The organism is Streptomyces sp. NBC_01092, assembly GCF_045039535.1.
Lineage (GTDB): Bacteria > Actinomycetota > Actinomycetes > Streptomycetales > Streptomycetaceae > Streptomyces.
The window spans coordinates 10483980-10505867 of sequence record NZ_CP108659.1 but is presented as its reverse complement, the minus strand read 5'-3'; the positions used below and the strand labels follow the sequence as shown (position 1 = coordinate 10505867).

Sequence of the window (21888 nt, the reverse complement as noted above, 5' to 3'; positions counted from 1 at the left end):
ACGTGCCCCCGCCCACAGATGGACCCATGCCCAGCTCCTCCAGCACTCGCCCCACCACTCCTCCGACAGTGTGGTCGGCCCGCGGCCGCCACCCAGGTCCGGCTGCGCAGGACGCGGTCCGGACCGGCCTGCGACGGCTCAAGGACAGCCTGACCATCGACGACTTCCTGGAAGTGCCCGAGGACGAGGCCGCCCAGGAGTGGATCTTCGAGGCCCGCTGGCGGGTCGCCGGGTCGGTGACCGTACGCGCCCGGCTGACCGTCGAGCGCGGCTCCGACAGCGGCCAGGAGTGGGTGCTGGTCGCGGAGGCGGAGGCTCCGTGGGATCCCCGGTGGCCGTCGCCTGCCGCGATGTTCTGGCCGCAGGAGCCGGAGTCGACCTGGGACCATGACGCGGTCACAGGGCTGCGACTGCGGGACATCAACCCCCTCCCCTCGGACGACAAGGCCGTACGGCGCGTGCTGCGGGACTCCGCACGGGACGGCTGGAGCATCCATGTCGTCGTCCACGAGGCCATGACCACCGACCAGCGCGGGCGCGTCCCGCTCGCCGGGATGCTGCCGCCGAGCCTGCGGCACCGGGTCGTCGAGCATCGCGCCGCGCCCAGCCAACTGCGCGTCGTGAACTGGGCCCTGCGGGACGTCGGCGTGCAGGTGCCGCGCGGCGGCGCCGTGGTGCTGCCCGGCGCTCCGGCGCCGGCCGACTACGACGCCGACGGCTTCGCCGTACGCAGTGTCTTTCTCGACGGCTCGGAGCCGGCCGAACTCATCCACGCCGTGACGCGCTTCGCCGCTCTGCCGCGGCCGGTGCCGGAGGGCGGCGGGGAGGCACTGACCGCCCTGCGGGAGGACTGGCGGCTGCTGACCCTGGGGGAGGAGCTCGCACGCGAGCGCAAGCTCGTGGCGATGTACGCGGACGCCCTGGAGGCGATGACCAAGTCCCGCGACCTGTACCGCGAGGCCGCCGAACAGGCACACGCGGCCCTGGCCGCCTACCGGGAGTCCGCCGGCGCCGAACCCGAGCGGCAGCCCCAGCCGGCCACCACCGCGCCGCCGTCCCCCCTCCAACACCTGACCCGCACCTTCGAACGCCTGAAGAGCCGGCCCCGTAAGGCCTCGCCCGACACCGGTGACGAGCAGCCGCCCGAGGCTGTGGAGGCCCGGCGGGAGACGTCGGACCGGTAGCGCCGGCGCGGCGGGGCGCGTACTGCGGATGCGGTGGTTTCGTGGGGGCGGACTACTGCGTCGGGCGGGTGCCGTTCGGCGCGCCGGTAGGCCGGGGCGAGCAGGTGACCGGGCCGTTTGTGCGTCTTCCGTCCTGACGGGTGATGTGATGCCGCCGGGTGACCGTCGTCATGCAACATGCACGACCGGAGCGGGCATCCGACTAACAGTGCGTGTGTCACGCGACACCGGCAGGAGGAGGGTCAGTGGAGTCCACCACCACCGTGATCATCGCCGTCGTGGCCCTCGCGGCCGTCGTGCTCGCCGTGGCCGTCGGCGTGCTGGTGCGCCTCGTGCGGACACGGCGGCTGCTGCGCCGCTCCGGGCTGCCGACGGGGCCGCGATGGGTGTTCTGGGGTGCCGTCCTGTACTTCGTGCTGCCGACCGATCTGCTGCCCGATCCGGTGTATCTGGACGACATCGGCGTGCTCTTGCTGGCACTGCGTACCCTGCGCCGCTCTCCCGAGGCGGGACCGCCGGACGCCGTTGATTACGGAAAGTAACGAAACCAATCACTCGTTCGATTCGTTTAAGTAAGTGGAAACCAAAGGGCGTCGGTGACCGAGGGCCGCCGCCGGGTTGCCAGGCTCGATCGGAGCTGCACCTGTAAGGGAGAGACGATGCAACCGTTCGCGCTCAACTATGCACGGCCGGCAGCGGAGTTGGAGTTCACCGCTCCGTACATCTACGACTCCGGTATGCAGTTGAACGTGCTCCGTGACGGCCGCATAGCCGCCTGTGATCACGCGTTGATGCGGGAGTTGGGCACCACGACGTCCACAGCGGGCTCCAAGACTCACTTCGACGACTGAACGCAGGCGGCCGACAATGACCGTCTTGATTCTGACGAGCGAAGAAGACGTGACGGCGGACATGGTGGTGGTGCACCTGAACGCGTCCGGCGTTCCGGTGTTCCGACTCGACCCCGCCGACCTGACCGACGGGGTGTCCCTGTCGGGCGAATATGTGCACGGAGCGTTCCGCGGCCATCTGTCGTCCGCGGGACGCCTGGTGAGCATCGCCGGGCTGCGCTCGGTCTGGCTGCGCAGGCCGGGAACCGCGGCCGAGCGGGCGGCCAGCCCCTCCACCTGGTTGACGGAAGAGGCCGGGCAGGCGCTGTACGGCATGCTGCGCGGCAGCGAGGCCCGCTGGATGAACCACCCCGACGCCGCCCGCCGGGCCCGGCACAAGCCCTGGCAGCTGCGGCTGGCCCAGCGCTGCGGACTGCCCGTCCCGGCCACGTTGATCACGACTTTCCCGCAGGCCGCCCGCGAGTTCGCCGAGCGCTACCCGGATCTGGTGGTCAAACCGGTGTCCGGCGCGCATCCCCAGGACCCGCCGCGCGCGGTGCCGACCAGCAGGGTCGCCCCGGACACGGACTTCTCCGCCGTCGCGTACGGACCCACCCTGTTGCAACGGCGCGTCGCCAAGCGGGCCGACATCCGTCTCACCGCGGTCGGCGACCGGTTGCTGGCCGCTCGCAAGGCGACCGGTACGGAGGTCGAGGTGGACGTCCGCTTCGCGACGTCCGACGCGCTGTGGGAGCCCGTCGACGTCGCGCCCCGCGTCGCAGAGGCCGTCCGCGCGTACCTGCGGGACGCCGAACTGTCCTACGGCGCCTTCGACTTCGTCGAGGACGCCGACGGCACGTGGTGGTTCCTGGAGTGCAACCAGTCGGGCCAGTTCGGCTTCGTCGAGGTGGACACGGGCCAGCCGATAGCCCGCACCATCGCCGAATGGCTGGCCCAGCCCGTCGCCGGGCTGGAGTCCCACGTCAACGGCGCGAGCGCGAGGGTGGTCTGACCGTGCTCAGCCGGCGTGCGGACCGGGCGGCAGAGCGCTGCGCTGCCAGGTCGGAGCGGGAGGCGTCGGACGTACCGGAGCCGGTGCGTGGCCGAGGGGCGGCCCCGGCTGCATCACGAACTCCAGGTCCCGGCTGACGCGTTCGGCCTCCCTGCGCACTTGAGTGGGGATGTCGCCGCGTTCCGCGATCAGCCGGTCGTAAATGGGGGAATCCTGAAACACCCGTCAACGCGCCTTTCATGTCGTGGCCCCTGTGTGCATATGGGCACGGCTGTCGAGTCTAGGCGCCGACGCACACTGAAGTACGAATTCTGCCAGAGCGCTTCGCGGGCGACGAACGGGTGCTATGACGGCCCCGAAGGGTGGTCGCGGGCCGCCGACCTGCCCGCCTTCAGGCTCCGGTCGTCGAACCGGGCCGGACGATCATCAGGATGGTGACGGTCGCCCACAGCAGGTTGAAGATGCCGGTGGCCATGGCGAGTTGCACGGTGGCGGCGCGCTCCACGGGCTGTTCGGCGCTCAGTTGCTCCAGGAGTTCCTCCTGGCGGGGCAGGACGAACGCGATCAGCATGCCGGCGGCCGCGGCGGTCAGGGCGATGGACGTGATGAGCCATCCGCTGCCCAGGACCCCCATCGCCAGGGCGGTGGCCAGACCGAGTACGGGGACCGACACCCCGATGGCCGCGTAGAGGCGGCAGATGCGGTGCAGAAGCCGGACGGTGCCCACGGCGACGGCGCCGTCCGTCGCCGGGACGCGGCGCGCGGCCGGCGGGAACATGCTGGCCGCGACGGTGACGGGGCCGACGGCGACGATGGCGGCAAGGACGTGAAGGATGAGCAGGATCTTGGTCATCGGGGGGTGTCGGTCTCCGGGTCGGCGTGGCATCGGGGCCGCGGCCCGGCTCGTGCGGGGCGGCTCGTGCGGGGCGGCGGCTCCGCCCACGTTAGGGATCTTCCGGCCGATCGCACAGGGGCTGAAACGACAGGATCCAACGGATTCCCGCCACCGTCCCTGTCCGGCCCCATGCCAAGGCCCACTCCCACGACCTGGGCTTCTGATGATGGCGGGAACCCGCCTAAGGTGGCACTCATGCACACCGTGGCGATCCTGGTTCTCGACAACGTGGTGCCGTTCGACATGGCGACGCCCTTCCAGATGTTCGGGTGGACGCGGCTGCCGGACGGCCGCCGGCCCTACCGGGTCCGGCTGTGCGCCGAGACTCCCGAGGTGCGCACGGAGGGCTTCGCCCTGCGCATCGACCGGGGGCTCGACGGGCTGGCGGACGCGGACACGATCATCGTGCCGGGCTGCGACGAGACCGGACCGCCCTCCGCCCGCGTGGCGACGGCCCTGCGTGAGGCCGCACAGTCCGGCACACGGATCGCGTCCGTGTGCGTCGGCGCGTTCGTCCTGGCCGAGGCCGGACTACTGGACGGGCTGCGCGCCACCACCCACTGGATGGCGGCCGACGAACTGGCCCGGCGCTTCCCCGACGTCCACGTGGAGCCGGACGTGCTGTACGTCGACAACGGGCAGATCCTCACCTCCGCCGGAGCCGCCGCGGGACTGGACATGTGCCTGCACATGATCCGGCGCGACCTCGGCTCGGCCGTGGCAGCGCACACCGCCCGCGTGTCGGTCGTACCGCTGGAACGGGAGGGCGGGCAGGCGCAGTTCATCGTGCACGAGCACCCGCCCGTGCCACGCGGCTCGGCGCTGGAACCCCTGCTGGAGTGGATCGAGGACAACCTCGCCGGCGAGGTCACCCTGGGGGCGATGGCGGAGCGGTCCGGGATGAGTGAGCGGACCTTCAGCCGCCGGTTCCGTGAGCAGACCGGCACGACTCCGTTGCAGTGGCTGCTGCGGGCAAGGGTGCGACGAGCCCAGTATCTGCTGGAGAACAGCGACCATCCGATCGAGCGCATCGCACGCCAGTCGGGGTTCGGTTCGCCGACGGCGTTCCGTGAGCGCTTCCGCCGGGTGGTGGGCACGACGCCGCACTCCTATCGGTCCGCGTTCCAGGGGAAGGCCAAGGCCGACGCCGCCCCTTCGTCGGCGGCGGACCGCCTCCAGTCAGTCACGGTGGGATAATTCACCCGAATCCCCGAGGGCGGTGAGTAGTTGGACAGGGCGATTCGATCCGCCCCAAAGGACGGTGTACGCCCATGAACTGCTCCAGCCGCCTGCTGTGTGTCCTCTACGTCGCCACGAGCGCGGGGCTCGCCTGGACCTCGATCCTCGAAGTCCGCTACGGCCCGGTCTGGGCCGCCTGTCTGTTCGCGGCCGCCAGTCTCGTGCCGGTCATCGCCGTCGTACGGGAGACGGTGATCGGCGAACAGCGGCAGATTCTGCTGGACTTGATCGCACGGGCCTCACGCGGCAGCGGCGACGCCGCCGACGCGATCGTGCGGGCGGAGCTCGACTCCGCCTGCTGCGAGCGCTGGTGGACGAGCCTCGGCACCGAGCACGAGCTGACGTGCCGACACTGGATGCCGCGCAGCAGCAGCGCGGCGTGAGCGTCCGCGACGCCGTCCCGCGCGACGCGCCGGCATCGGCGCGCCTCAAGGCGGCGTCGCGGACGGGGTTCAACTCCGCGACGCCCGTTCGACCTCCTCACGCAGCACGGCGACGTAGTCGCGGGTCCAGCCCTCGATCGTGGCCTGGTCCCACAGGTCGGACGAGTACTCCACGAAGCCCCGCAGTTCGTCCCCGGCCGGGATCAGTCCGAAGGTGAGCTCGGCCCGGGCAGCGGCGGGCGCCAGGTCCTCGATGGCCGTGGTCAGCCCCGGCAGTTCGACCTCGGCCTCCAGCGAACTCTGGTAGGCGAAGCCGACGTCCAGCCGGTCCGGTACGTCGACGCCGCTGCGCTCCCGCAGCGCCGGCGCGATCCGGCGCACCGGCATGACCCGTTCCATGCACTCCACCGCGGTCCGGGCGACCTGGTCGGTCAGAGCGGCGAAGGAACCGGTGGCGCTGCCCCGCACCGGCAGCGCGAAGCCGGTGATCGTGCAGGCCAGCAAGGACTCGAACGCGCGTCGTTCCCGGTTGGCGTAGGAGACGTTGAACACCACGTCGGGCTGTCCGGACTTCTGCGCGAGCATCCGGCCGAGGGCCGCGGCCGTGACCACGAAGGGCGTCGTCGCCCGCTGTCTCGCCAACCGCTCGATGCCGGACCTCACTTCAGCCGGCACGCCGAACACCACGGCCCCGCCGCGTCCGCTCGGACTCTCGGGCCGGGGCCGGTCCAGCGGCAGGCCGACGGTGAACGGGACCCCGTCGAGTTCGCGCAGCCAGAACTCCAGCTTCCGCTCGTCGGCGGCCTCGTCGGCCTGCTCCAGCTGCCACCGGGCGTAGGCCACGGGCTGGCACCCCACCGGCGGGAGCGTGTCGGGTTCGCCCTGCGCGGCGGACCCGTAGAGCGCGGCCAGTTCCTTCAGCAGGAGGCTGACGGACCAGCCGTCGCACGCGGAGTGGTGCAGGACGAGGAGCAGGACCCAGGTGCTCTCGCCGGTCCGCAGGAGGCGCAGCGCCATCGGCGTGCCCTCGGTGGGATCGAGGGGCGTCTCGGCGACCTCGGCGCTGACCCGTTCCACGGCGGCGTGCCGCTCCTCCTCGGGCCGCGCGGTGAGGTCCTCGACCGGCAGCCGCACCGCGCCGGGCCGCAGTACCTGCTGCTCCCAGCCGTCGCCGCTGCGGGCCAGGCGGGTCCGCAGGCCCTCGTGCCGTTCGACCAGCCGGGTCAGGGCGGCCCGCAGTGCCGCCACGTCCAGGTCACCGGAGAGGGTGATCCGCAGGGCGACGTTGAAGACCTGCGGCAGGAGGTGGTCGGCGTGGACCGTGGCGAAGCGGGACTGCTGTGCGGTGGCGGGCGCGCGGCGTTCCACGCTGCCCGGTCCGTCATCGGCCTCGGTCGGCCGATTCGGCTCGGCACCGCCCGCCAGCTGGGCCGTCATGGCCCTCGGCGTGGGGTCCTGATAGAAGGTCAGCATCGGGTACTCGGTGCCGAACTCCTCACGGACCCGGTTCACCAGCCGCATCGCGGTGATCGAGTGCCCTCCCAGGTCGAAGAACGAGGCGTCCCCCGCGATGCCGTCGGCGTCGACGCCGAACTCCTCCGCCCACAGCTCCCGGACCCGTCGCTCGATGCCGGTCCGGTGACCGGCCTCCGCTCCGCCGCCGCTCGGCCTGCGGCTGGGTGCCGTGGAGACGAGGTCGGGTGCCGGCAGCGCGGTCCGGTCGAGTTTGCCGGTGCCCGACACGGGCAGGGCGGGCAGGATGCGCCAGGCGCGCGGCACGAGGTACTCCGGCAGCCGGACCGCCAACTCCTCGGTCAGGACGTCGGCGCGGGCCTGCCGGTCGTCGGCCGACGCGCCGATCGGGTCGGCGGGGACGGCATAGGCGGCGAGGTACGCCTCGCCGCGGTCGTTGCGCCGGGCCAGTACCGCCGCCTCGCGCACGCCGGCGAGGGCGTTGAGTACGCGGGAGACCTCCTCCGGTTCGACCCGGAAGCCCCGGACCTTGACCTGGTCGTCGGCCCGGCCGCAGAACTCCAGTTTCCCGTCGCCGGTCCAGCGGACCAGATCGCCGGTGCGGTATCTGCGGGCGTGCTCACCGGCTTCCGGGTCCGGCAGGAACCGCTGCGCGCCCAGCTCGGGTCGGTGCAGATAGCCGGCGGCCACGCCGGGGCCGCCGACGTACAACTCCCCCACCGTGCCCACGGGGGCCGGGCTGCCCGACTCGTCCAGCACGCTCAGCCGGACGTTGTCGACGGGACGCCCGATCGCGATCGGTGCGGCGGAGTCCTGGCTGTGCGGGGCGACGGTCTCCACGGTGCACAGGACGGTGGTCTCGGTGGGCCCGTACACGTTGACGGCCTCGTACGGCGCCTCGGGGCGCGGCCGGGTGCGCAGTACGTCGCCGCCCAGCAGCAGATGACGCAGCGGCGGCTGGTCGCGCGCGGGCAGCCTCAGCAGCTGCTCGCCCAGTGCGGTGGGCAGGATGGAGAAGGTGACGCCCTGTTCGGCGTACCACCGGGCCAGGGCGAGCGGGTCCCTGCGAACCTCGTCGTCGGCGATCGTGACCGATGCTCCCGCGGTCAGCGCCGGCCAGATCTCCAGGAGCGTGGCGTCGAAACTCTGGCTGCACACAACCGCGCTGCGGTCGGCCGAGGTGAAGGCGAAGCGCCGGTGCTGCCACCGGCACAGGTCGACGACGCCGCGGTGGGCCACGACGACACCCTTGGGGGTGCCGGTGCTGCCCGAGGTGTAGAGGACACAGCACGACACCTGGTCGTCATGGGCGGACGTGGCGCGTGGCGGGTGTTGCGCGGTCGCGTCGGGCGCTACGACGCTCACGCCCGCCGGCAGTTCGAGGGCGGCGGCCTGCTCACGCGTCGACACCACGACGCGGGCCCCGCACTCGGCGATGACCTGCTGGGCACGCGCCCGCCCGAGGGACGGGTCGAGCGGCACGTAGGCGCAGCCCGCCTTGAGCACGGCGAGCATGGCGACGACGAGGTCGGCGCAGCGTGGCAGCCACAGGGCGACCTCGGCGCCGCCGTCGGGGTGCCGTTCCTGCAGGGCGCCCGCCAGCTGCTCCGCCCGCTCGTCGAGTTGACGATACGTCAGTCGCGTGTCGCCGCTGATCACGGCCGTGGCGCTCGGCGTCTCGGCCGCCTGCCGGGCGACGAGTGCGTGGACGGTCGTGTCCGGGACCGGTCGGGACGGGCCGCGCTGCCAGGCGAGCGGCACGGGGGCGCCGTCGACGGCTGCCGTTGCGAGCCGGGACAGCGGCGTCTCGGGGTTCTCGACCGCGGCCGCGAGGAGGTCGCGGAAGGTGCCGAAGAACCGGTCGACGGTGTCCGCGTCGAACAGGTCGGTGTTGTACTCCAGATGGCAGCGAACGCCCTGCGGCTGGTCGGTGAAGTAGACCGTCAGATCCGTCAGGGACTTGTCCGGTCCGGCGTCCAGGGGTGTGGCGTCGATGCCGGGCAGTTCGAAGCGGAACGGTTCGGCACGCTGGAACTCGGCGAACGCCTGGAACACCGGCGTCCGGTCGACCGCCCTGGGCGGGGCGAGCTCGCGCACCACCCTTTCGAAGGGGACGCGGGCGTGGTCGTACGCGTCGAGCGCGACCGTCCGCACACGGTCGAGCAGGGTGCCGAACGAGGGGTCGCCGGACAGGTCGAGGCGCAGCGCCAGGGTGTTCACGAAGAACCCCAGCACATGCTCGGCCCGCTCGGGCCGGTCCGAGATCGGGGTGCCCACGACGAGGTCCGTCTGCCCGGTGACCCGGTGCAGCATCGCCGCGTAACCGGCGAGCAGGGTCATGAACAGGGTGCCCCGGCGGGTGCGGCTCAACTCGCGCAGCTGTCGGGAGAGTTCGGGGTCGAGGGTGTGGAAGACGGCACGGCCGTTGGACGTCATCGTCGCCGGGCGCGGCCGGTCGGCGGGCAGGGCGAGGACGGGCAGCTCTCCGCCGAGGGTGTGGCGCCAGTAGGCCAGGTCCTCGTCGGCCTCGGAGCCGTGCGCGGAGGCGGCCAGTTCCCTGGCGTGGTCGGCGTAGGACCAGTTCAGCGTGGGGAGATCGGGGGCGGCCGCGTCGCGTGCGGCTCGGTAGAGGGCCGAGAGGTCGCGGGCGAGGACGGTGGCGGAGGCCGCGTCGACCACGATGTGGTGCAGGGACAGCACGAGGACGTGCTCGGCCGCGGCGAGCCTGACCAGCCGGGTGACGAACAGCGGGCCGTCGGCCAGGTCGAAGCGGCGGGCGCTCTCGGCCGCGAGAACGTCCTGGACCGTGGTGCTTGCGGTCCCGCCGACGACCTCGAAGTCCGGGTCGGCGGACGGCCGTACGACCTGGCGCGGCTCACCTCCGATCTCCCGGAAGACGGTGCGCAGGCCCTCGTGGCGGGCGACGAGGCCGCGCAGTGCAGCGTGCAGGGCGGGTACGTCGAGCGGGCCGTCGAGGCGGATCGCTTTGATCTCGTTGTAGGCGGTACGGCCCGGGAGCAGGCGCTCCAGGAACCAGATCCGTTCCTGACCGGGTGACAAGGGCGCTTCGGCGGGGGCGACTTCGGCGACGACGGCAGCTTGTTCGGCGACGGCGGCGGGCTCGGCGACGGCGGCCGGTGGCGGGTCGGCCGCGTCCGGTCCGCGGTAGTGGCGCCGCAGGGCGTCCAGGTGCGGCAGGCCCCCGCGCAGCGCGTCCTGTACGACTCCGAAGTCGACGAGGGCCACGATCTCGTCGGCGCCCGCCGAGGTCACCGCGTCCACGACCGGCCGGACGCTGTCCACCGTGCCGATCAAGGCCCGCTGGTCGCAGTAGCGGCCGTAGGCGCGGCGGAACACCGCGTCCAGGTCGTCCTCGCTCAGTTCGGCCAGGTCGATGCTGTGACCGAGGCTGTTGGTGACGCCGCTGAAGACGGACAGGGACGCGCGCATGTAGCGGGACAGCGGTTCGTACGCCTCGGTCCTCGCGGTGTCGTGGTCGTCTCCGAGGTAGGTGTGCAGCAGCACGGCCACGCGACCCGCGTCCGGGTCCAGGCCGTGCCGGGCGCGAGTGCGCCGGTAGAGGGCGATGTTCTCGCGCAGCTGCTCCACGCTCTGCGTCATCAGGTTGGTGACGACGCCCAGGTCGTGGCGGGCGGCGAGTTCGAACGAGGCGGGGTTGCCGACCACCGCGGTGTACAGGGGCGGGGTGTCCTGCACCGGCCGTGGGAAGAGCCGGACCTCGACCTCGCCGTCCCCGCCGGTGCGGCGCAGGGCGTCGCCGCGCCAGAACTTCCGTACCTCTTCGAGCTGTTCGTACATCTGCTCCTTGTGCCGGCCGAAGCGGTCGGGGAAGAAGACGAAGTCGTTGGCGCTCCAGCCGCTGGCGACACCGATGCCGACGCGCCCGCCGGAGAGGTTGTCGACCATCGACCACTCCTCGGCGACCCGGATGGGGTCGTGGAGCGGCAGGACGACGGAGCCCGCGTTGAGCCGGATCCGCTCGGTCTCGCGGGACAGCGCGGCGGCGAGCACGGCCGGGTTGGGGAAGAGGCCGCCGAAGGAGTGGAAGTGGCGCTCGGGCATCCACAGCGCGTGGAAGTCGTGCCGGTCGGCGAACCGGGCCACGTCCATGAGGAGTTCGTACTGGCCGTGCCGGGGTTCGGAGGCGTCCTGCGGGTAGTCGCCGAAGAAATAGACGCTGAAGTCGGCGGTGCGGGAGGCCTCTTCTGTCACGGGTGTCGTACGGGATCGGGATCCGGTGACGGCCGCGGTGTTCCAGGCCATGGAGGCCACCGGGGCGGGCGCGAGCGCTACCGGAGCCGGTGGCGGCGTGACCTTCGGCGCCACGAGCGGACCGCCCGGGAAGAATCCCGCCGACCGCAGCTCGCGCAGCGAATCCCGTACGGCGTCCGCCACGAACTCGATGTCGCCGTCGGAGTGGGCGGTGGACAGGAAGAAGTTGCGCCACTCCCAGACGTGCACGCCGCGCAGCATCAGGTGGTGGTAGAGGAGTTCCAGGTCGGCTCGGTGCTCGAAGCGGAACTGGGAGCCGAAGTGGGTCATGCGCAGCGGGTACTCCTCGGCCTCGAAGAAGCCGTTGAGCGTCGCGGCCAGTTCGGCGGTGCGCGCGTTGAGCCGCTCCTGGAGGCTCGGGCTGTGCTCCTTGAGGTGGGTGAGCACGGCGCGCGCGGCGACCATGGAGACCGGGTGCTGGATGTACGTACCGCCGAAGAAGGTGGTGTCGGCGGGCGGGTAGCTGTCGTCGCCGTAGGACCAGTGGCCGCCGTCGACGCCGTCCATGATGTCCGCGCGGCCGGCAATCGCGCCGATGGGGAAGCCGCCGCCGAGCAGCTTGCCGTAGGTGGCGAGGTCCGGTGTGACGCCGTACAGCTCCTGTGCGCCGCGCGCGGCCGGGCGGAAGCCCGTCAGCATCTCGTCGAAGAGCAGGACGATGCCGTGTCGGCGGGTCACCTCCCGCAGCCTGCGCACGAACTCGACGGGCTGGAGCGCGGGGTGTCTGCTCTGCACCGGCTCGACGACGACCGCGGCGATGTCGCCGGCGTGCCGTTCGATGGTCTCCAGGGCGGTGTCGCTGCCGTAGGCGAGGACCAGCAGATCGGCGACGGCGGACTGCGGGATGCCCCGGGAGACCGGCACGGTGAGCTGGTCGGTGCCGCTGCCGGAGGGGCGGCCGAGGACGTTGTCGGCGTGGCCGTGGTACGCGCCCAGGAAGGTGACGATCTTGTCGCGGCCGGTGGCGGCGCGGGCCAGCCGGATGGCCGCCGAGTTGGCCTCCGTACCGGAGTTGGCGAAGGCGACGCGCTCCAGGCCGGTCAGTTCGGCGAGGAGTTCCGCGGCCTCGCCGGTCTCGACGCCCCGCGGGCCGAGCTGGATGCCGCGGGACAGGTGCTCGCGGACAGCCTCCGTCACGAAGTGCGGCTCATGGCCGAAGAGGAGGACGCCGAAGCCCATCGTGATGTCGACGTACTCGTTGCCGTCGACATCCTCCAGCCGTGCCCTGCTCGCCCGGCGGCCCGCGATGGGGTACAGCATCTCCTTCGTGCCACTGCGGAATCCGACCACCGCGCGGCTGTCGGCCAGGACGCGGCGATGGCGCTGGGCGATCGCCTTGGAGGTCGGGGTCCTCGCCGTGTAGCGGCGTACGAGGTCGGCGAGGTGCTCCTGCTGGGTCTGCGGGGAGGTGTCCCGCACCATGCCGGCGCTCCGTGCGACGGTGACCCGGGGGCCGTGCGCGCGCGGCGGCTCGGGGGACGTCTGCTCCGGTGCGGCGGGGGCTGCGCCCATCTGCTGGGCGATGCGCTGTGAGAGTTCCGTCATCGCCGCCAGATCGCGGTCGAGTGCGGCGGATATGCCGTTCAGCCCGGTCACTTGGCCACCGTGCCGTTGAGCCGGTCGGACACGGAGGCGGTCTGGAGAGCCAGCAGTTGGGAGAGCTGGGACATCATCTGGAGCTGTATCTGCGACATCTGCTGGATCTTGTGGGCGAGGTCCTCCAGTTCCTCGCGGGTGGCGTACTCGGGAGTGGGCGCGGAAACGGCGCGGGTGGGCTCGGGAGGGAGTACGGGTACGGGCGCGGGCGCGGGCACCGAAACAGGCGCCGGCTCGGCTGCGGCCGGTGGCTCAGGTCGCTCCTGAGGCGCCGGCGCCGGCATCCGCGCGACCATGAACTCCGCGAGCCGCCGCGGCGAGCCCGTCTCCTCGAACAGCTGCCGCATCGTCACCTTGACCCGGTGTTCCTGCTCCAGTTCCCGCAGCACGCTGATCATCTGGAGCGAGTCGGCGCCGAGGTCGAAGAAGGACGCGTCACCGACGATCGCCGACGGCTCTTCGCCGAGGTGCCGCGCGGTCGTCCGGACGATGCTCTGGAGTACGCGCGCGACCGCTGCGTCTTGCTGAACCACTTCGGCTCCCTGTCTCGCTGTTGTTCTCGTGCTCAGGGCCGTCAACCTCGGCCCCGTCCAGTGGTCTTTGTGCTGGAACCGGTATCCGGGCAGGGGGACGCGTCGGCCCCCGCTGCCGGCCAGGAGCACCCGCCAGTCGACGTCCGCGCCCGCGCAGTGCAGCCCCGCGGCCGCACCCCAGAGGGCGCCGAGCCCTGTACCGCGGCGCAGGGACGGCACGGACGCAACGGCGGGCAGTGCTCTGCGGGCCAGTCCGCTGAGGGTGGTGTGCGGTCCGATCTCCAGCAGTACGTCGGGCTGTTGTGCCCCGATGCCGCGCAACGCCAGGTCGAAGCGGACGGGCTCACGCGTGTGCCGGACGAGATGGTCGGCGTCCGGGATCCAGCCGGGCGGGTGGGTCACCCCGTCCAGCGCGCTGACGAACGGGATGTCCACCGGTCGCAGGGCCACGTCGGCGAGGACCTTCCGGAACTCCTCCAGCATCGGTTCCATCAGGGCCGTGTGGAAGGCGCGGGTCACCGGAAGCCGTTGCCCCGGTGTGCCGCGACGCTCCAGCAGGGCGCACGCCCGGTCCACGGCCGCCACCGTCCCCGCGAGCACCTGGGCGCGGTCCCCGTTGGTCACGGCCACTTCCAGTCCGGGCACCTCGGCGGCCAGCGCGAGGGCGGCCTCCCGGTCGAGCGGCGCGGCCACCATCGCGCCGGGGTCGCAGCGCTGCTGCATCAGCCGGCCGCGCTCGACGGTGAGGCGCAGACCGTCGTCGAGGGAGAGGGCTCCGGCCGCGTACAGGGCGGCGTACTCGCCGACGCTGTGGCCGGTGACGGAGTGCGGTGCGATGCCGGTGGCGCGCCACAGCCGGACGAGGGCGCACTGCAGGGCGAACAGCGCGGGTTGCGCGGTGTCGGTGTCCTGGAGTGTCTCCTCCCCCGCTGCCTCGTCGGTGAGCAGTGGGTCCCCGGTGAGGTCGCGGTGGTGGTCCTCGCAGGCGTCGAGCACTTCGCGTACGACGGGGAAGCGCTCGTGGAGGGCGCGGGCCATCCCCGGGTACCGGCTGCCCTGCCCGGTGAACTGGAAGGCCACGCGCGCGTGCCCTTCGTGCGGCGCCCTCCCCGTGTGCACCGCCGCTCCCGCGTTCCCGGCGAGCCAGCCGTCGAGGGCGTCGGCGAGCGCGGCCGGCGTGGCGCCGCGGACCGCGAGCCGGTGGCGGCCGTGGGCGCGGCCGAGTGCGGAGGTGGTGACGAGGTCCGCCAACTGCGGTGCGGGCGGCTGCCGTAACCGCTCGCTCAGGGCGCGGGCGTTGTCCGCGAGGGCGTCCTCGCAGCTCGCGGAGACCAGGAGGACGTCCGGGGGTTCGGCGGCGTCGGTCCGGGGCGTGGGCTGCGGGGCCTGTTCCAGGATCAGGTGGACGTTGGTGCCGCCGACGCCCAGTGAGGTGAGGCCCGCGCGGCGGGGCACGTCGCTGCTGGGCCAGGGCCGGGCGGTGCGGGGGATGTAGAAGGGGCTGCGGTCGAGGTCGATGGCGGGGTTGGGCTCGTCGAAGTTCGCCATCGGCGGGATGACGCCGTGCTTCAGCACCAGCAGGGTCTTGACGAGCCCGGCCAGGCCCGAGGCCGCGTCGAGATGGCCGATGTTGGCCTTGGTCGAGCCGAGGGCGCAGTAGCCGGTGCGGTCGGTGTCCTCACGATAGGCGCCGGCGGCCCCGTCGAACTCGATCGGGTCGCCCTTGAGGGTGCCGGTGCCGTGGGTCTCCAGGTAGCCGATGCTGTCCGCGCCGACGCCGGCCCGCCGCAGGGCCTGCCGGATGGCGAGGCGCTGTCCCTGTGCGCTGGGGGCGGTGAACGCCGTCTTGCCGGCGCCGTCGTTGCTGATGCCCCAGCCGCGGATGACGCCGTGGATCGTGTCGCCGTCGTCGACGGCCCGGGCCAGCCGCTTCAGTACGACGGCCAGGACGCCGGTCCCTCCGACGGTGCCGTCGGCGCCCGCGTCGAACGCCCTCAGGCGGCCCGACTTGGAGAGGATCGAGCCCTTGACGTACCGGTAGCCGAGGACCCGCGGCACATGGACGGCGGTGGCGCCGACGAGGGCGATGTCGCAGTCGCCCAAGAGCAGGGACTGGGCGGCGCACTGCACGCCGACCAGCGAACTGGAGCAGCCGGTCTGGACGTTGACGGCCGGCCCGGTCAGGCCCAGCCGGTAGGCGACGCGGGTGGCCGTGAAGTCGGCGTAGTTGCCGACCGTGATCTGCATGCCCGCCATCCAGTCGGTGGCGGACTCGCTGGGCAGGACGTTGTTGAGGAGGTAGTTCTGGAGCGTGTACAGGTGGTAGCCGGTGCTGGCGTACACGCCGACGCGGGTGCCGTCGCGTTCGTCCGGGTACCCGGCGTCCTCCAGGGCGTGCTGGGCGCACTCCAGGAACATGCGGTGCTGGGGGTCGGTGATCCGGGCCTCGCGGGCGCTCATCCCGAAGTGCTGGGCGTCGAAGCCGGCGATGTCGTCCAGCACGCCGGAGGCGCCGACGAAGTCCGGTGCCCGGTACTCCTCTTCGGGGACACCGGCGGCGGCCAGTTCCCCTTCCGTGAACCGGGTGATGCGGTCCGTGCCGTCGTGGACGACGCGCCAGAGTTCGTCGGGCGTGTCGGCGCCGGGCAGCCGGAAGGCCATGCCGATGACGGCCATCCGGGGGTCGGGATCGTCCGTCGCCATCAGCCGCGTCCCTCCGTCACGGTCGACGCGTCACGGCCGCCCTTGTCGTCGGCAACAGCGTCACGGTCGCCCGCGTCACGGTCGCCCGTGTCATCGGCGGACGTCTTCCCCTCGTCGCCGGGATCGCGCTCGCCGCCCCGTCTGACGAGCACCAGCAGCAGTGCCACGCACAGCGCGATCGCGAGGCCCTGGAAAGCGGCCACCACCTGCAGCGGCGAGAACCTCTCCAGCAGCGCGCCGCTCACGAGCATGCCGAGGCCGAAGCCGGTGTTCTCGGCCGAGGCGGAGAGCCCGAAGAGGCGGCCGCGCTGCTCGTCGGGGGCGGTCTGGAGCCTCGACACGTAGACGATCTCGGTGAATCCGTCGGCGGCCCCCGCGACGAGCGCGGCGATGACGGCGGGCACGGTCGGCAGGCCGCAGAACACCACGATGAACCCGGCCGACATCACACAGGCGCCGAGCGCGAAGGCCCGCTCCCCCGGTGTCCGCCCGCTCTTCTTCGTGACCCGGCCGATGACCTGCTGGGCGACGATGTTGCCGATCGCCCAGGTGGCCCAGAACTGGCTGATGAACGTGGCCGGATGGTCGGGATCCAGAGCGCTGGAGTAGATGGGCAGGGCGACGTTGTGGGACGAGGAGCCGAGCCCGTCCACCGCCCGGATGGCGATCATCGCCATCAGCACCGGCGCCGTACCGAGGAGCATGCGGGCGGTCCAGCGCGCGGCGTCCGAGGACTCCGCGGAGCCGGCGCCGGCCGCGGGTGCCTTGGTCCGCACGGGCAGCAGGTACAGCACCGTCGCGGAGACCAGGAAGGTCGCGGCGTCCAGGGCGAAGGCGGCGGAGTACCCGAATTCCGCCACGACCAGGCCCGACGAGGCGAACCCGGCGATCATGGCGAGCGAGCGCCCCGTCACCAGCAGCCCGTTGGCCCGCACCCGGTGCTCGGCCCCGACGATCTCAGGGATGCTGCTGCGCAGGGCGACCTGGGACAGCGTCGAGCAGCCGCCGGTGACCACGGCGAGGGCGTAGAGCAGTCCCACGCGCGTGCCGTCCGGGGCGAACAGCAGCGTCAGCAGCGCCACGGCCTGGCACAGGTCGGCGCCGACCATCAGCCGCTTGCGGTCGTGGGCCGTCACGAGCCGGCCGCTCACCCAGCCCGACACGACGCTCGTCGCCAGGCGGACGGCCATGAAGAGTCCGGCGGCCAGCGCGCTGCCGGTGGCGTCGTAGACGAAGACGTTCAGCGCCACCATGTTCAGGTAACTGCCGTACGCCGAGATGCCGTTGCCCAGGACGAGCAGACGGAAGTACCTCATGCACCTTCCCCTGGTCTGCATGAAGGGTGTGAATGATGTGTGGCCGGAATGCCGTGCCCGCCCGCTCAGTCGCGAGTCGGAGTCCAGGCGGACGGCAGGCGCCGATACGGCGTCGCCCACCGCTGTCGCACGGCGTGTTCGTGTCCCCCTTGCCGGCCCAGCACAGAAACCATTCCCCCTATGCGCCACCGGACGGTGGCCATTGATCCATCACACAAGCAGACCCGGACAGGCGGGTTCAAGACTCCAGGGAGGTCTAGACGACTTCCGGTCCGGATTTGGCGATTTTCGGCACGCTCCACGGACCTGTGCCGGTCACCGGCACCGATGCTTGCTGTGGGAGTACCTCAGTCATCTCCTCGGTGCGGTGCGACGACGCGGCACGCCACGGCGAAGTTGCCGACCCGGCGCTCCACTTCGCCCCTCGCAGCGGCCGGCGCCAAGGCTCCCAGTGTCACGGTCACCGTCACCGACCCGGAGTCGGCGTCGGCGGAGATCCCCTGCACGTGGTCGATGTCGCCGAGGACGTCACTCAGGACACGGCGGGCGGCGTCGGCGCGCAGTGCGAGCTTGTACGGCTTGCCGACCGCGGTGACGGGGAGTGCGTCGAGGACGCGGACGGCCTTCGGTGCGGCGGCCGCCTCGCTGACGTGCGCGGCGGCCCAGGCCCGCAGGTCGTCCTCGCCGACCGTGCCGTCGGCGAGCGTCACGTACGCCACCGGCACCTCGCCCGCCCGCTCGTCCGGCTGCCCGACGGCCTGGGCCCCGGTGACCGCGGGGTGCGAGAGCAGGGCGTCCTCGATGGTCCGGGGGTCGATGTTGTGGCCGCCGCGGATGATGAGGTCCTTCGCGCGTCCGGTGAGGTGGAGGAAGCCGTCGCCGTCGAGGTAGCCGAGGTCGCCGGTGTCCAGCCAGCCGTCGGTCACCTTGCCCTGAGCGCTGATCAGATGGCCGTCCGCGGCGGGGCCCTGGACGTAGCCGGGGAAGACGGTCGGACCGCTGATGAGGATGGTGCCGGCCTGCCCTGCCGGCCGCTCGGCGCCGGTGTCCGCGTCGACGATCCTGATGTTCTGGTACGGCAGCCGCTGCCCCACCGATCCTGGTCGGCGGACGTCCAGGAAGCCGCGGACGCTGGCACAGGTCGCCTCGGTCAGGCCGTACCCCTCCAGGAGCGGAATCCCGGTCGCCGTCTCGAAAGTGGTGCGCACCCCGTCGGGCAGCGCGGAGGCGCCGACCATCGCGCACCGCATCGAGCCGATGTCCCTCCCGTCGACCGGACACGCGGCCAGGACGGCGTACACCGTGGGGACGGCGCTCATCGCGGCGATCCGGTAGTGCTCGACGATGCGCCAGAACTCCGCGTACAGCACCCCGTCTCGGTAGCCCAACGGCCCCGCCCACACGACGCGTTGGCCTCGGAACAGCGGTGCGAGCAGTGTCACGACGAGCGCGTTCACGTGGAACAGCGGCAGCGCGGCGAACACGACCGAGTCGTCGTCGAGTACGGAGTTGGCCGCGATCATCCACGCGTCGGAGATCTCGTTGGCGTGCGTGTGGGCGGCGAGTTTCGGGGCTCCGGTCGTGCCGCCCGTGTGGAAGAACGCGGCGAGGTCGCCGCTCGTGGGCGGCTCGCCGAGGAAGCGGTCGTGCGGGCAGTCGGCGGCCGCGTCGGCGAGGTGGGCGACGGTGGCGTTCGGGACCGATGGCAAGGTCGTGGTCCCGCCGGTGGTGGGGCTCAGCACGAGCACGTGGTCGACCAGGCCCTGCCGGGCCAGTTCGGCGCCGGTGGCGAACGCCTCGGGGTCCAGTTCCGGGGAGGCGGTGATGATCACGCGGGCGCCCGCGCGGCGGACCAGCTCGGCGACATGGTCACGGGCGAGCGCCGGGTTGACGGGGGTGACGATGCCGGCGAGCTGGGCGGCGAGGAGTGCGGTGATGAGTTCGTCGCAGTTCGGGGAGAGCAGGGCGACGCTGTCGTGGCGGCGGACGCCGAGGCGGTGCAGGGCGTTGGCCGCGCGGTGGACGTCGGCGAGGAGATCGGCGTGGGTGCGGTTCCTGGGCGTGCGCCACGAGGCGGCATCGGGCAGGACGGTGAGCGCGGTCCGCTCGGGCCATTGAGCTGCCGCCCGGCGCAACAGGTCGTACGAGGTGCCGGGCAGTCCGCGTGCGGCGAGCGGGGTGGCCTCGATGGCGGCCAGGTCGTCGGGGTGGTCGTAGCGCGGCCACGCCATGGGGGTCTCGGTGGTCACGCGTACCTCACCTTGTTCTGCTGGGTGCCGAGGTCGATGGCGCCGTCGGGGGTGCGGATGGACAGCTCCAGCACATCGCCGTCATGGAGGTACTTGTCGTTCTTCGCCTGGGAGTTGAAGAACGCCTTCCACTTCAGGGACGGCGGCAGGAGCGCGCCGATGATCTCCACCGGTTTGGGCGGCGCCTTGAGGGCCGTACCGCCGGGCGTGCCGGTGAGGATCAGGTCGCCGGGTGCGAGGGCCTGGAAGCGGGAGAGTTCCTGGAGGGCCTGGAGCGGGCTGTAGATCATGTCGGTGAGGTCGCTGTTCTGGCGGATCTCGCCGTTGACCTTGAGGACGAGCCTGAGTTCGGAAAGGCGGTCCAGCTCGTCGGCGTCCAGCAGGACCAGGGCGGGGCCGACGGGAGTGAAGGTCGGGTAGGACTTGGCCTCGTAGAACTGTGTCTTCGGTAGCTGTACGTCCCGTGCCGAGACGTCGTTGGTGACGACCAGGCCGGCGATGTGGTCCCTCCAGTTGGCGGCGGTCACCGCGGTGCCGACGTCGAGCGGGCGCCCGACGACCAGGCCGAGTTCGATCTCGTAGTCGAGGAAGCGGACGTGGGGCGGCTTCACTATCTCGTCGAAGGGGCCGCCGATGGAGCCCGAGGTCTTGCGGAAGAACGTCAGCGGGACGGTCTCGGGGTTCATGCCCGAGTCGCGCACGTGGGAGACGTAGTTGGTCATCTGCGCGACCACCCGGCACGGCGCGGTGACCGGGGAGACGAGCGGGAGTTCGGCGATGCGGCGGGGCTGCGCCGAAGAGGTGCCCGCGCGGGCCTCGGCCAGGGCCATGTGGACCGTGACGACGTCGTCGAGAAGCTCGGCGGTCGTCGTGGCCGACGTATCGACCGGCACGGCCATGGGGGTCCCCCCGCTCGAGCGAAGCCGAGAGTGGGGGAGCTCGTCGAGCGCGACCCACCATGCGTCGGAGGTACGGAGGACGGAGAGGGTCATGAGGTAGCCACTTTCAGCAGGCCGCGCAGGCGTTCCAGGTCGAACTCGTTGTCGTCGGATCGAAGGGCCGTGATGATCGAGCGCAGCTCGGCCAGCGACTCGCGTCCGGGGGCGATGCCCAGGAAGTCCTTGGTGGCCGGCGGGCCCCACTGCGCCAGGCCGGAGGCCGTCATCGGCGCCCAGCCGGGTTCCAGGGTGGAGTCGAACATGTCGCTGTCGGTGAAGTGCTCGACCAGGAAGCCGTCGGGGTCGCGCCAGTAGTCGAAGATCTGGCTGCCCTGGATGTGCCGGCCGATCCCCCAGGACCGCCGGTAGCCCTCCTGAAGCAGGTGCTGGCCGCCGGCGGCCAGCGCGTCGAGGTCGGTGACCTCGTACGCCGAGTGCACATACCGGTTGGAGGGGCCGAGGGTCAGGGCCAGGGTGTGGTGGTCGGTGAGGGACCCGCCTCGGTCGCAGCGGATGAAGCACATCGTGGGGCCTCGCTCGCGCTGGCCCTCGTAGTAGAGGAAGTCGCTGACGATCAGGCCGAGTTGCTCCAGATACCAGTTCAACGTGCGCAGGTAGGTGGTCGTCTGGAGGACGACATGCCCGAGGCGCCGCACCCCCGCCGGTTCCCGTGGCGGCCGTTGGGTGGCGTTGGCCCGGGCCAGACCGCCTCCGAAGTTGAACGTCTGCGCGCCCTGCGCGCCCTGCGCGGCCAGTGCGGGCAGCTCGTCGGTCTCGGCGACGACGCGCACCCGAAGTCCGCTCGGGTCGAGCAGCTCCACCACCGACCCGCCCAGGTGCCGCGGCAGCGGATGCACCCGGGTGTCGGCGGCCTCGGCCAGCCGGAGCAGGTCGCGGGTGTCCCCGGCGCGGAAGGCGGGGCCCAGGAACCGCGACCTCCGCCCCTTGCGGATGATCACGCACGGCGCGCCGGCCCGCGTTCCCCGCAGGTGCAGCTCGCTGCTGTCGCGGTACGACGTGACGAAGCCGAAGGCCTGGGCGAAGGCCTCGGCCCGGTCCAGATCGGGCTTGCAGAATTCCAGCCACGCGATGTCGTGGACCTTGATCACCGGGTTCGCCGCCCGGCCCGGATGCTCTCCGGGGAGTGAGCCCTGCTCGGAGTGCAGGTCATTGTGCGTGCCACCCACGGTCACCACCTCCTGAAGAAATATTCACTTCCGAATCCGACGTCAGTCAAGAGAACT

The 21888-nt window shown here is 71.9% G+C and carries 14 protein-coding genes; 6 read left to right on the top strand and 8 right to left on the bottom strand.

The annotated features are described in order from the left end of the window. The first annotated feature begins 26 nt into the window (after window positions 1–26). From OG254_RS46720 to tgmB, 4 genes are all read left to right on the top strand, one after another. Entirely contained in the window at window positions 27–1184 is a 1158-nt protein-coding gene (locus OG254_RS46720; protein WP_405593943.1) for a hypothetical protein, read from the top strand. 245 nt (window positions 1185–1429) lie between these two features. Next, complete coding sequence (locus OG254_RS46715) at window positions 1430–1726, top strand: DUF1232 domain-containing protein (protein WP_405593941.1); 297 nt, start codon at window positions 1430–1432, stop codon at window positions 1724–1726. Window positions 1727–1843: 117 nt separating this feature from the next. After that, a complete protein-coding gene (tgmA, locus tag OG254_RS46710) occupies window positions 1844–2035 on the top strand; it encodes a putative ATP-grasp-modified RiPP (protein WP_351192802.1) in 192 nt (63 codons plus the stop codon). Window positions 2036–2051: 16 nt separating this feature from the next. After that, window positions 2052–3026: an ATP-grasp ribosomal peptide maturase gene (tgmB, locus tag OG254_RS46705; protein ID WP_405593938.1), complete on the top strand. Its 975-nt coding sequence runs from the start codon at window positions 2052–2054 to the stop codon at window positions 3024–3026. Between the two features lie 6 nt (window positions 3027–3032). On the opposite strand, the gene OG254_RS46700 is transcribed toward tgmB, so the two are convergent. After that, window positions 3033–3248 (bottom strand): hypothetical protein, encoded by a 216-nt coding sequence (locus tag OG254_RS46700; RefSeq protein WP_351192797.1) that lies wholly within the window; start codon window positions 3246–3248, stop codon window positions 3033–3035. A 169-nt stretch (window positions 3249–3417) separates the two neighbouring features. Beyond that, complete coding sequence (locus OG254_RS46695; RefSeq protein ID WP_405593936.1) at window positions 3418–3879, bottom strand: DUF2269 family protein; 462 nt, start codon at window positions 3877–3879, stop codon at window positions 3418–3420. A gap of 228 nt (window positions 3880–4107) precedes the next feature. Between OG254_RS46695 and OG254_RS46690 the strand changes: the two genes are divergently transcribed. Together OG254_RS46690 and OG254_RS46685 are read left to right on the top strand one after the other, a co-directional pair. Further along, window positions 4108–5118 (top strand): GlxA family transcriptional regulator, encoded by a 1011-nt coding sequence (locus OG254_RS46690; protein WP_405593934.1) that lies wholly within the window; start codon window positions 4108–4110, stop codon window positions 5116–5118. 74 nt (window positions 5119–5192) lie between these two features. Further along, window positions 5193–5543 (top strand): hypothetical protein, encoded by a 351-nt coding sequence (locus tag OG254_RS46685; RefSeq protein WP_351192788.1) that lies wholly within the window; start codon window positions 5193–5195, stop codon window positions 5541–5543. A 69-nt stretch (window positions 5544–5612) separates the two neighbouring features. Here the strand turns inward: OG254_RS46685 and OG254_RS46680 are convergent, their stop codons facing one another. The 6 genes from OG254_RS46680 to OG254_RS46655 all read right to left on the bottom strand — a co-directional run bounded on the left by OG254_RS46680 (window position 5613) and on the right by OG254_RS46655 (window position 21831). Further along, the gene (locus tag OG254_RS46680; protein ID WP_405595604.1) at window positions 5613–12854 is read right to left on the bottom strand and encodes a MupA/Atu3671 family FMN-dependent luciferase-like monooxygenase; all 7242 of its coding nucleotides are present in this window, start codon (window positions 12852–12854) and stop codon (window positions 5613–5615) included. A 47-nt stretch (window positions 12855–12901) separates the two neighbouring features. Beyond that, window positions 12902–16141 carry a type I polyketide synthase gene (locus OG254_RS46675; RefSeq protein ID WP_405593931.1) on the bottom strand — a complete coding sequence of 1080 codons (3240 nt, stop codon included), beginning with the start codon at window positions 16139–16141 and terminating at the stop codon, window positions 12902–12904. After that, on the bottom strand, window positions 16141–17457 hold the full coding sequence (locus OG254_RS46670) for an MFS transporter (RefSeq protein ID WP_405593928.1): 1317 nt from the start codon (window positions 17455–17457) through the stop codon (window positions 16141–16143). Before OG254_RS46670 ends, OG254_RS46675 begins: the two co-directional genes overlap by 1 nt. A 347-nt stretch (window positions 17458–17804) precedes the next feature. Then, entirely contained in the window at window positions 17805–19706 is a 1902-nt protein-coding gene (locus OG254_RS46665) for an acyl-CoA synthetase (protein ID WP_405593926.1), read from the bottom strand. Further along, a complete protein-coding gene (locus OG254_RS46660) occupies window positions 19703–20698 on the bottom strand; it encodes a fumarylacetoacetate hydrolase family protein (protein ID WP_405593924.1) in 996 nt (331 codons plus the stop codon). The genes OG254_RS46665 and OG254_RS46660 overlap by 4 nt, the downstream gene beginning before the upstream one ends. Further along, window positions 20695–21831, bottom strand: coding sequence for a VOC family protein (locus OG254_RS46655; protein WP_405593922.1), 1137 nt, complete (start codon window positions 21829–21831; stop codon window positions 20695–20697). Before OG254_RS46655 ends, OG254_RS46660 begins: the two co-directional genes overlap by 4 nt. Between the last annotated feature and the right edge of the window lie 57 nt (window positions 21832–21888).

What these genes read in the sequence shown, in the direction of transcription:
- OG254_RS46720 (WP_405593943.1), top strand. Translation starts at nt 27, where the DNA reads ATGCCCAGCTCCTCCAGCACTCGCCCCACCACTCCTCCGACAGTGTGG.
- tgmA (WP_351192802.1), top strand. Translation starts at nt 1,844, where the DNA reads ATGCAACCGTTCGCGCTCAACTATGCACGGCCGGCAGCGGAGTTGGAG.
- tgmB (WP_405593938.1), top strand. Translation starts at nt 2,052, where the DNA reads ATGACCGTCTTGATTCTGACGAGCGAAGAAGACGTGACGGCGGACATG.
- OG254_RS46695 (WP_405593936.1), bottom strand. Translation starts at nt 3,879, where the DNA reads ATGACCAAGATCCTGCTCATCCTTCACGTCCTTGCCGCCATCGTCGCC.
- OG254_RS46685 (WP_351192788.1), top strand. Translation starts at nt 5,193, where the DNA reads ATGAACTGCTCCAGCCGCCTGCTGTGTGTCCTCTACGTCGCCACGAGC.
- OG254_RS46680 (WP_405595604.1), bottom strand. Translation starts at nt 12,854, where the DNA reads ATGACGGAACTCTCACAGCGCATCGCCCAGCAGATGGGCGCAGCCCCC.
- OG254_RS46675 (WP_405593931.1), bottom strand. Translation starts at nt 16,141, where the DNA reads ATGGCGACGGACGATCCCGACCCCCGGATGGCCGTCATCGGCATGGCC.
- OG254_RS46670 (WP_405593928.1), bottom strand. Translation starts at nt 17,457, where the DNA reads ATGAGGTACTTCCGTCTGCTCGTCCTGGGCAACGGCATCTCGGCGTAC.
- OG254_RS46660 (WP_405593924.1), bottom strand. Translation starts at nt 20,698, where the DNA reads ATGACCCTCTCCGTCCTCCGTACCTCCGACGCATGGTGGGTCGCGCTC.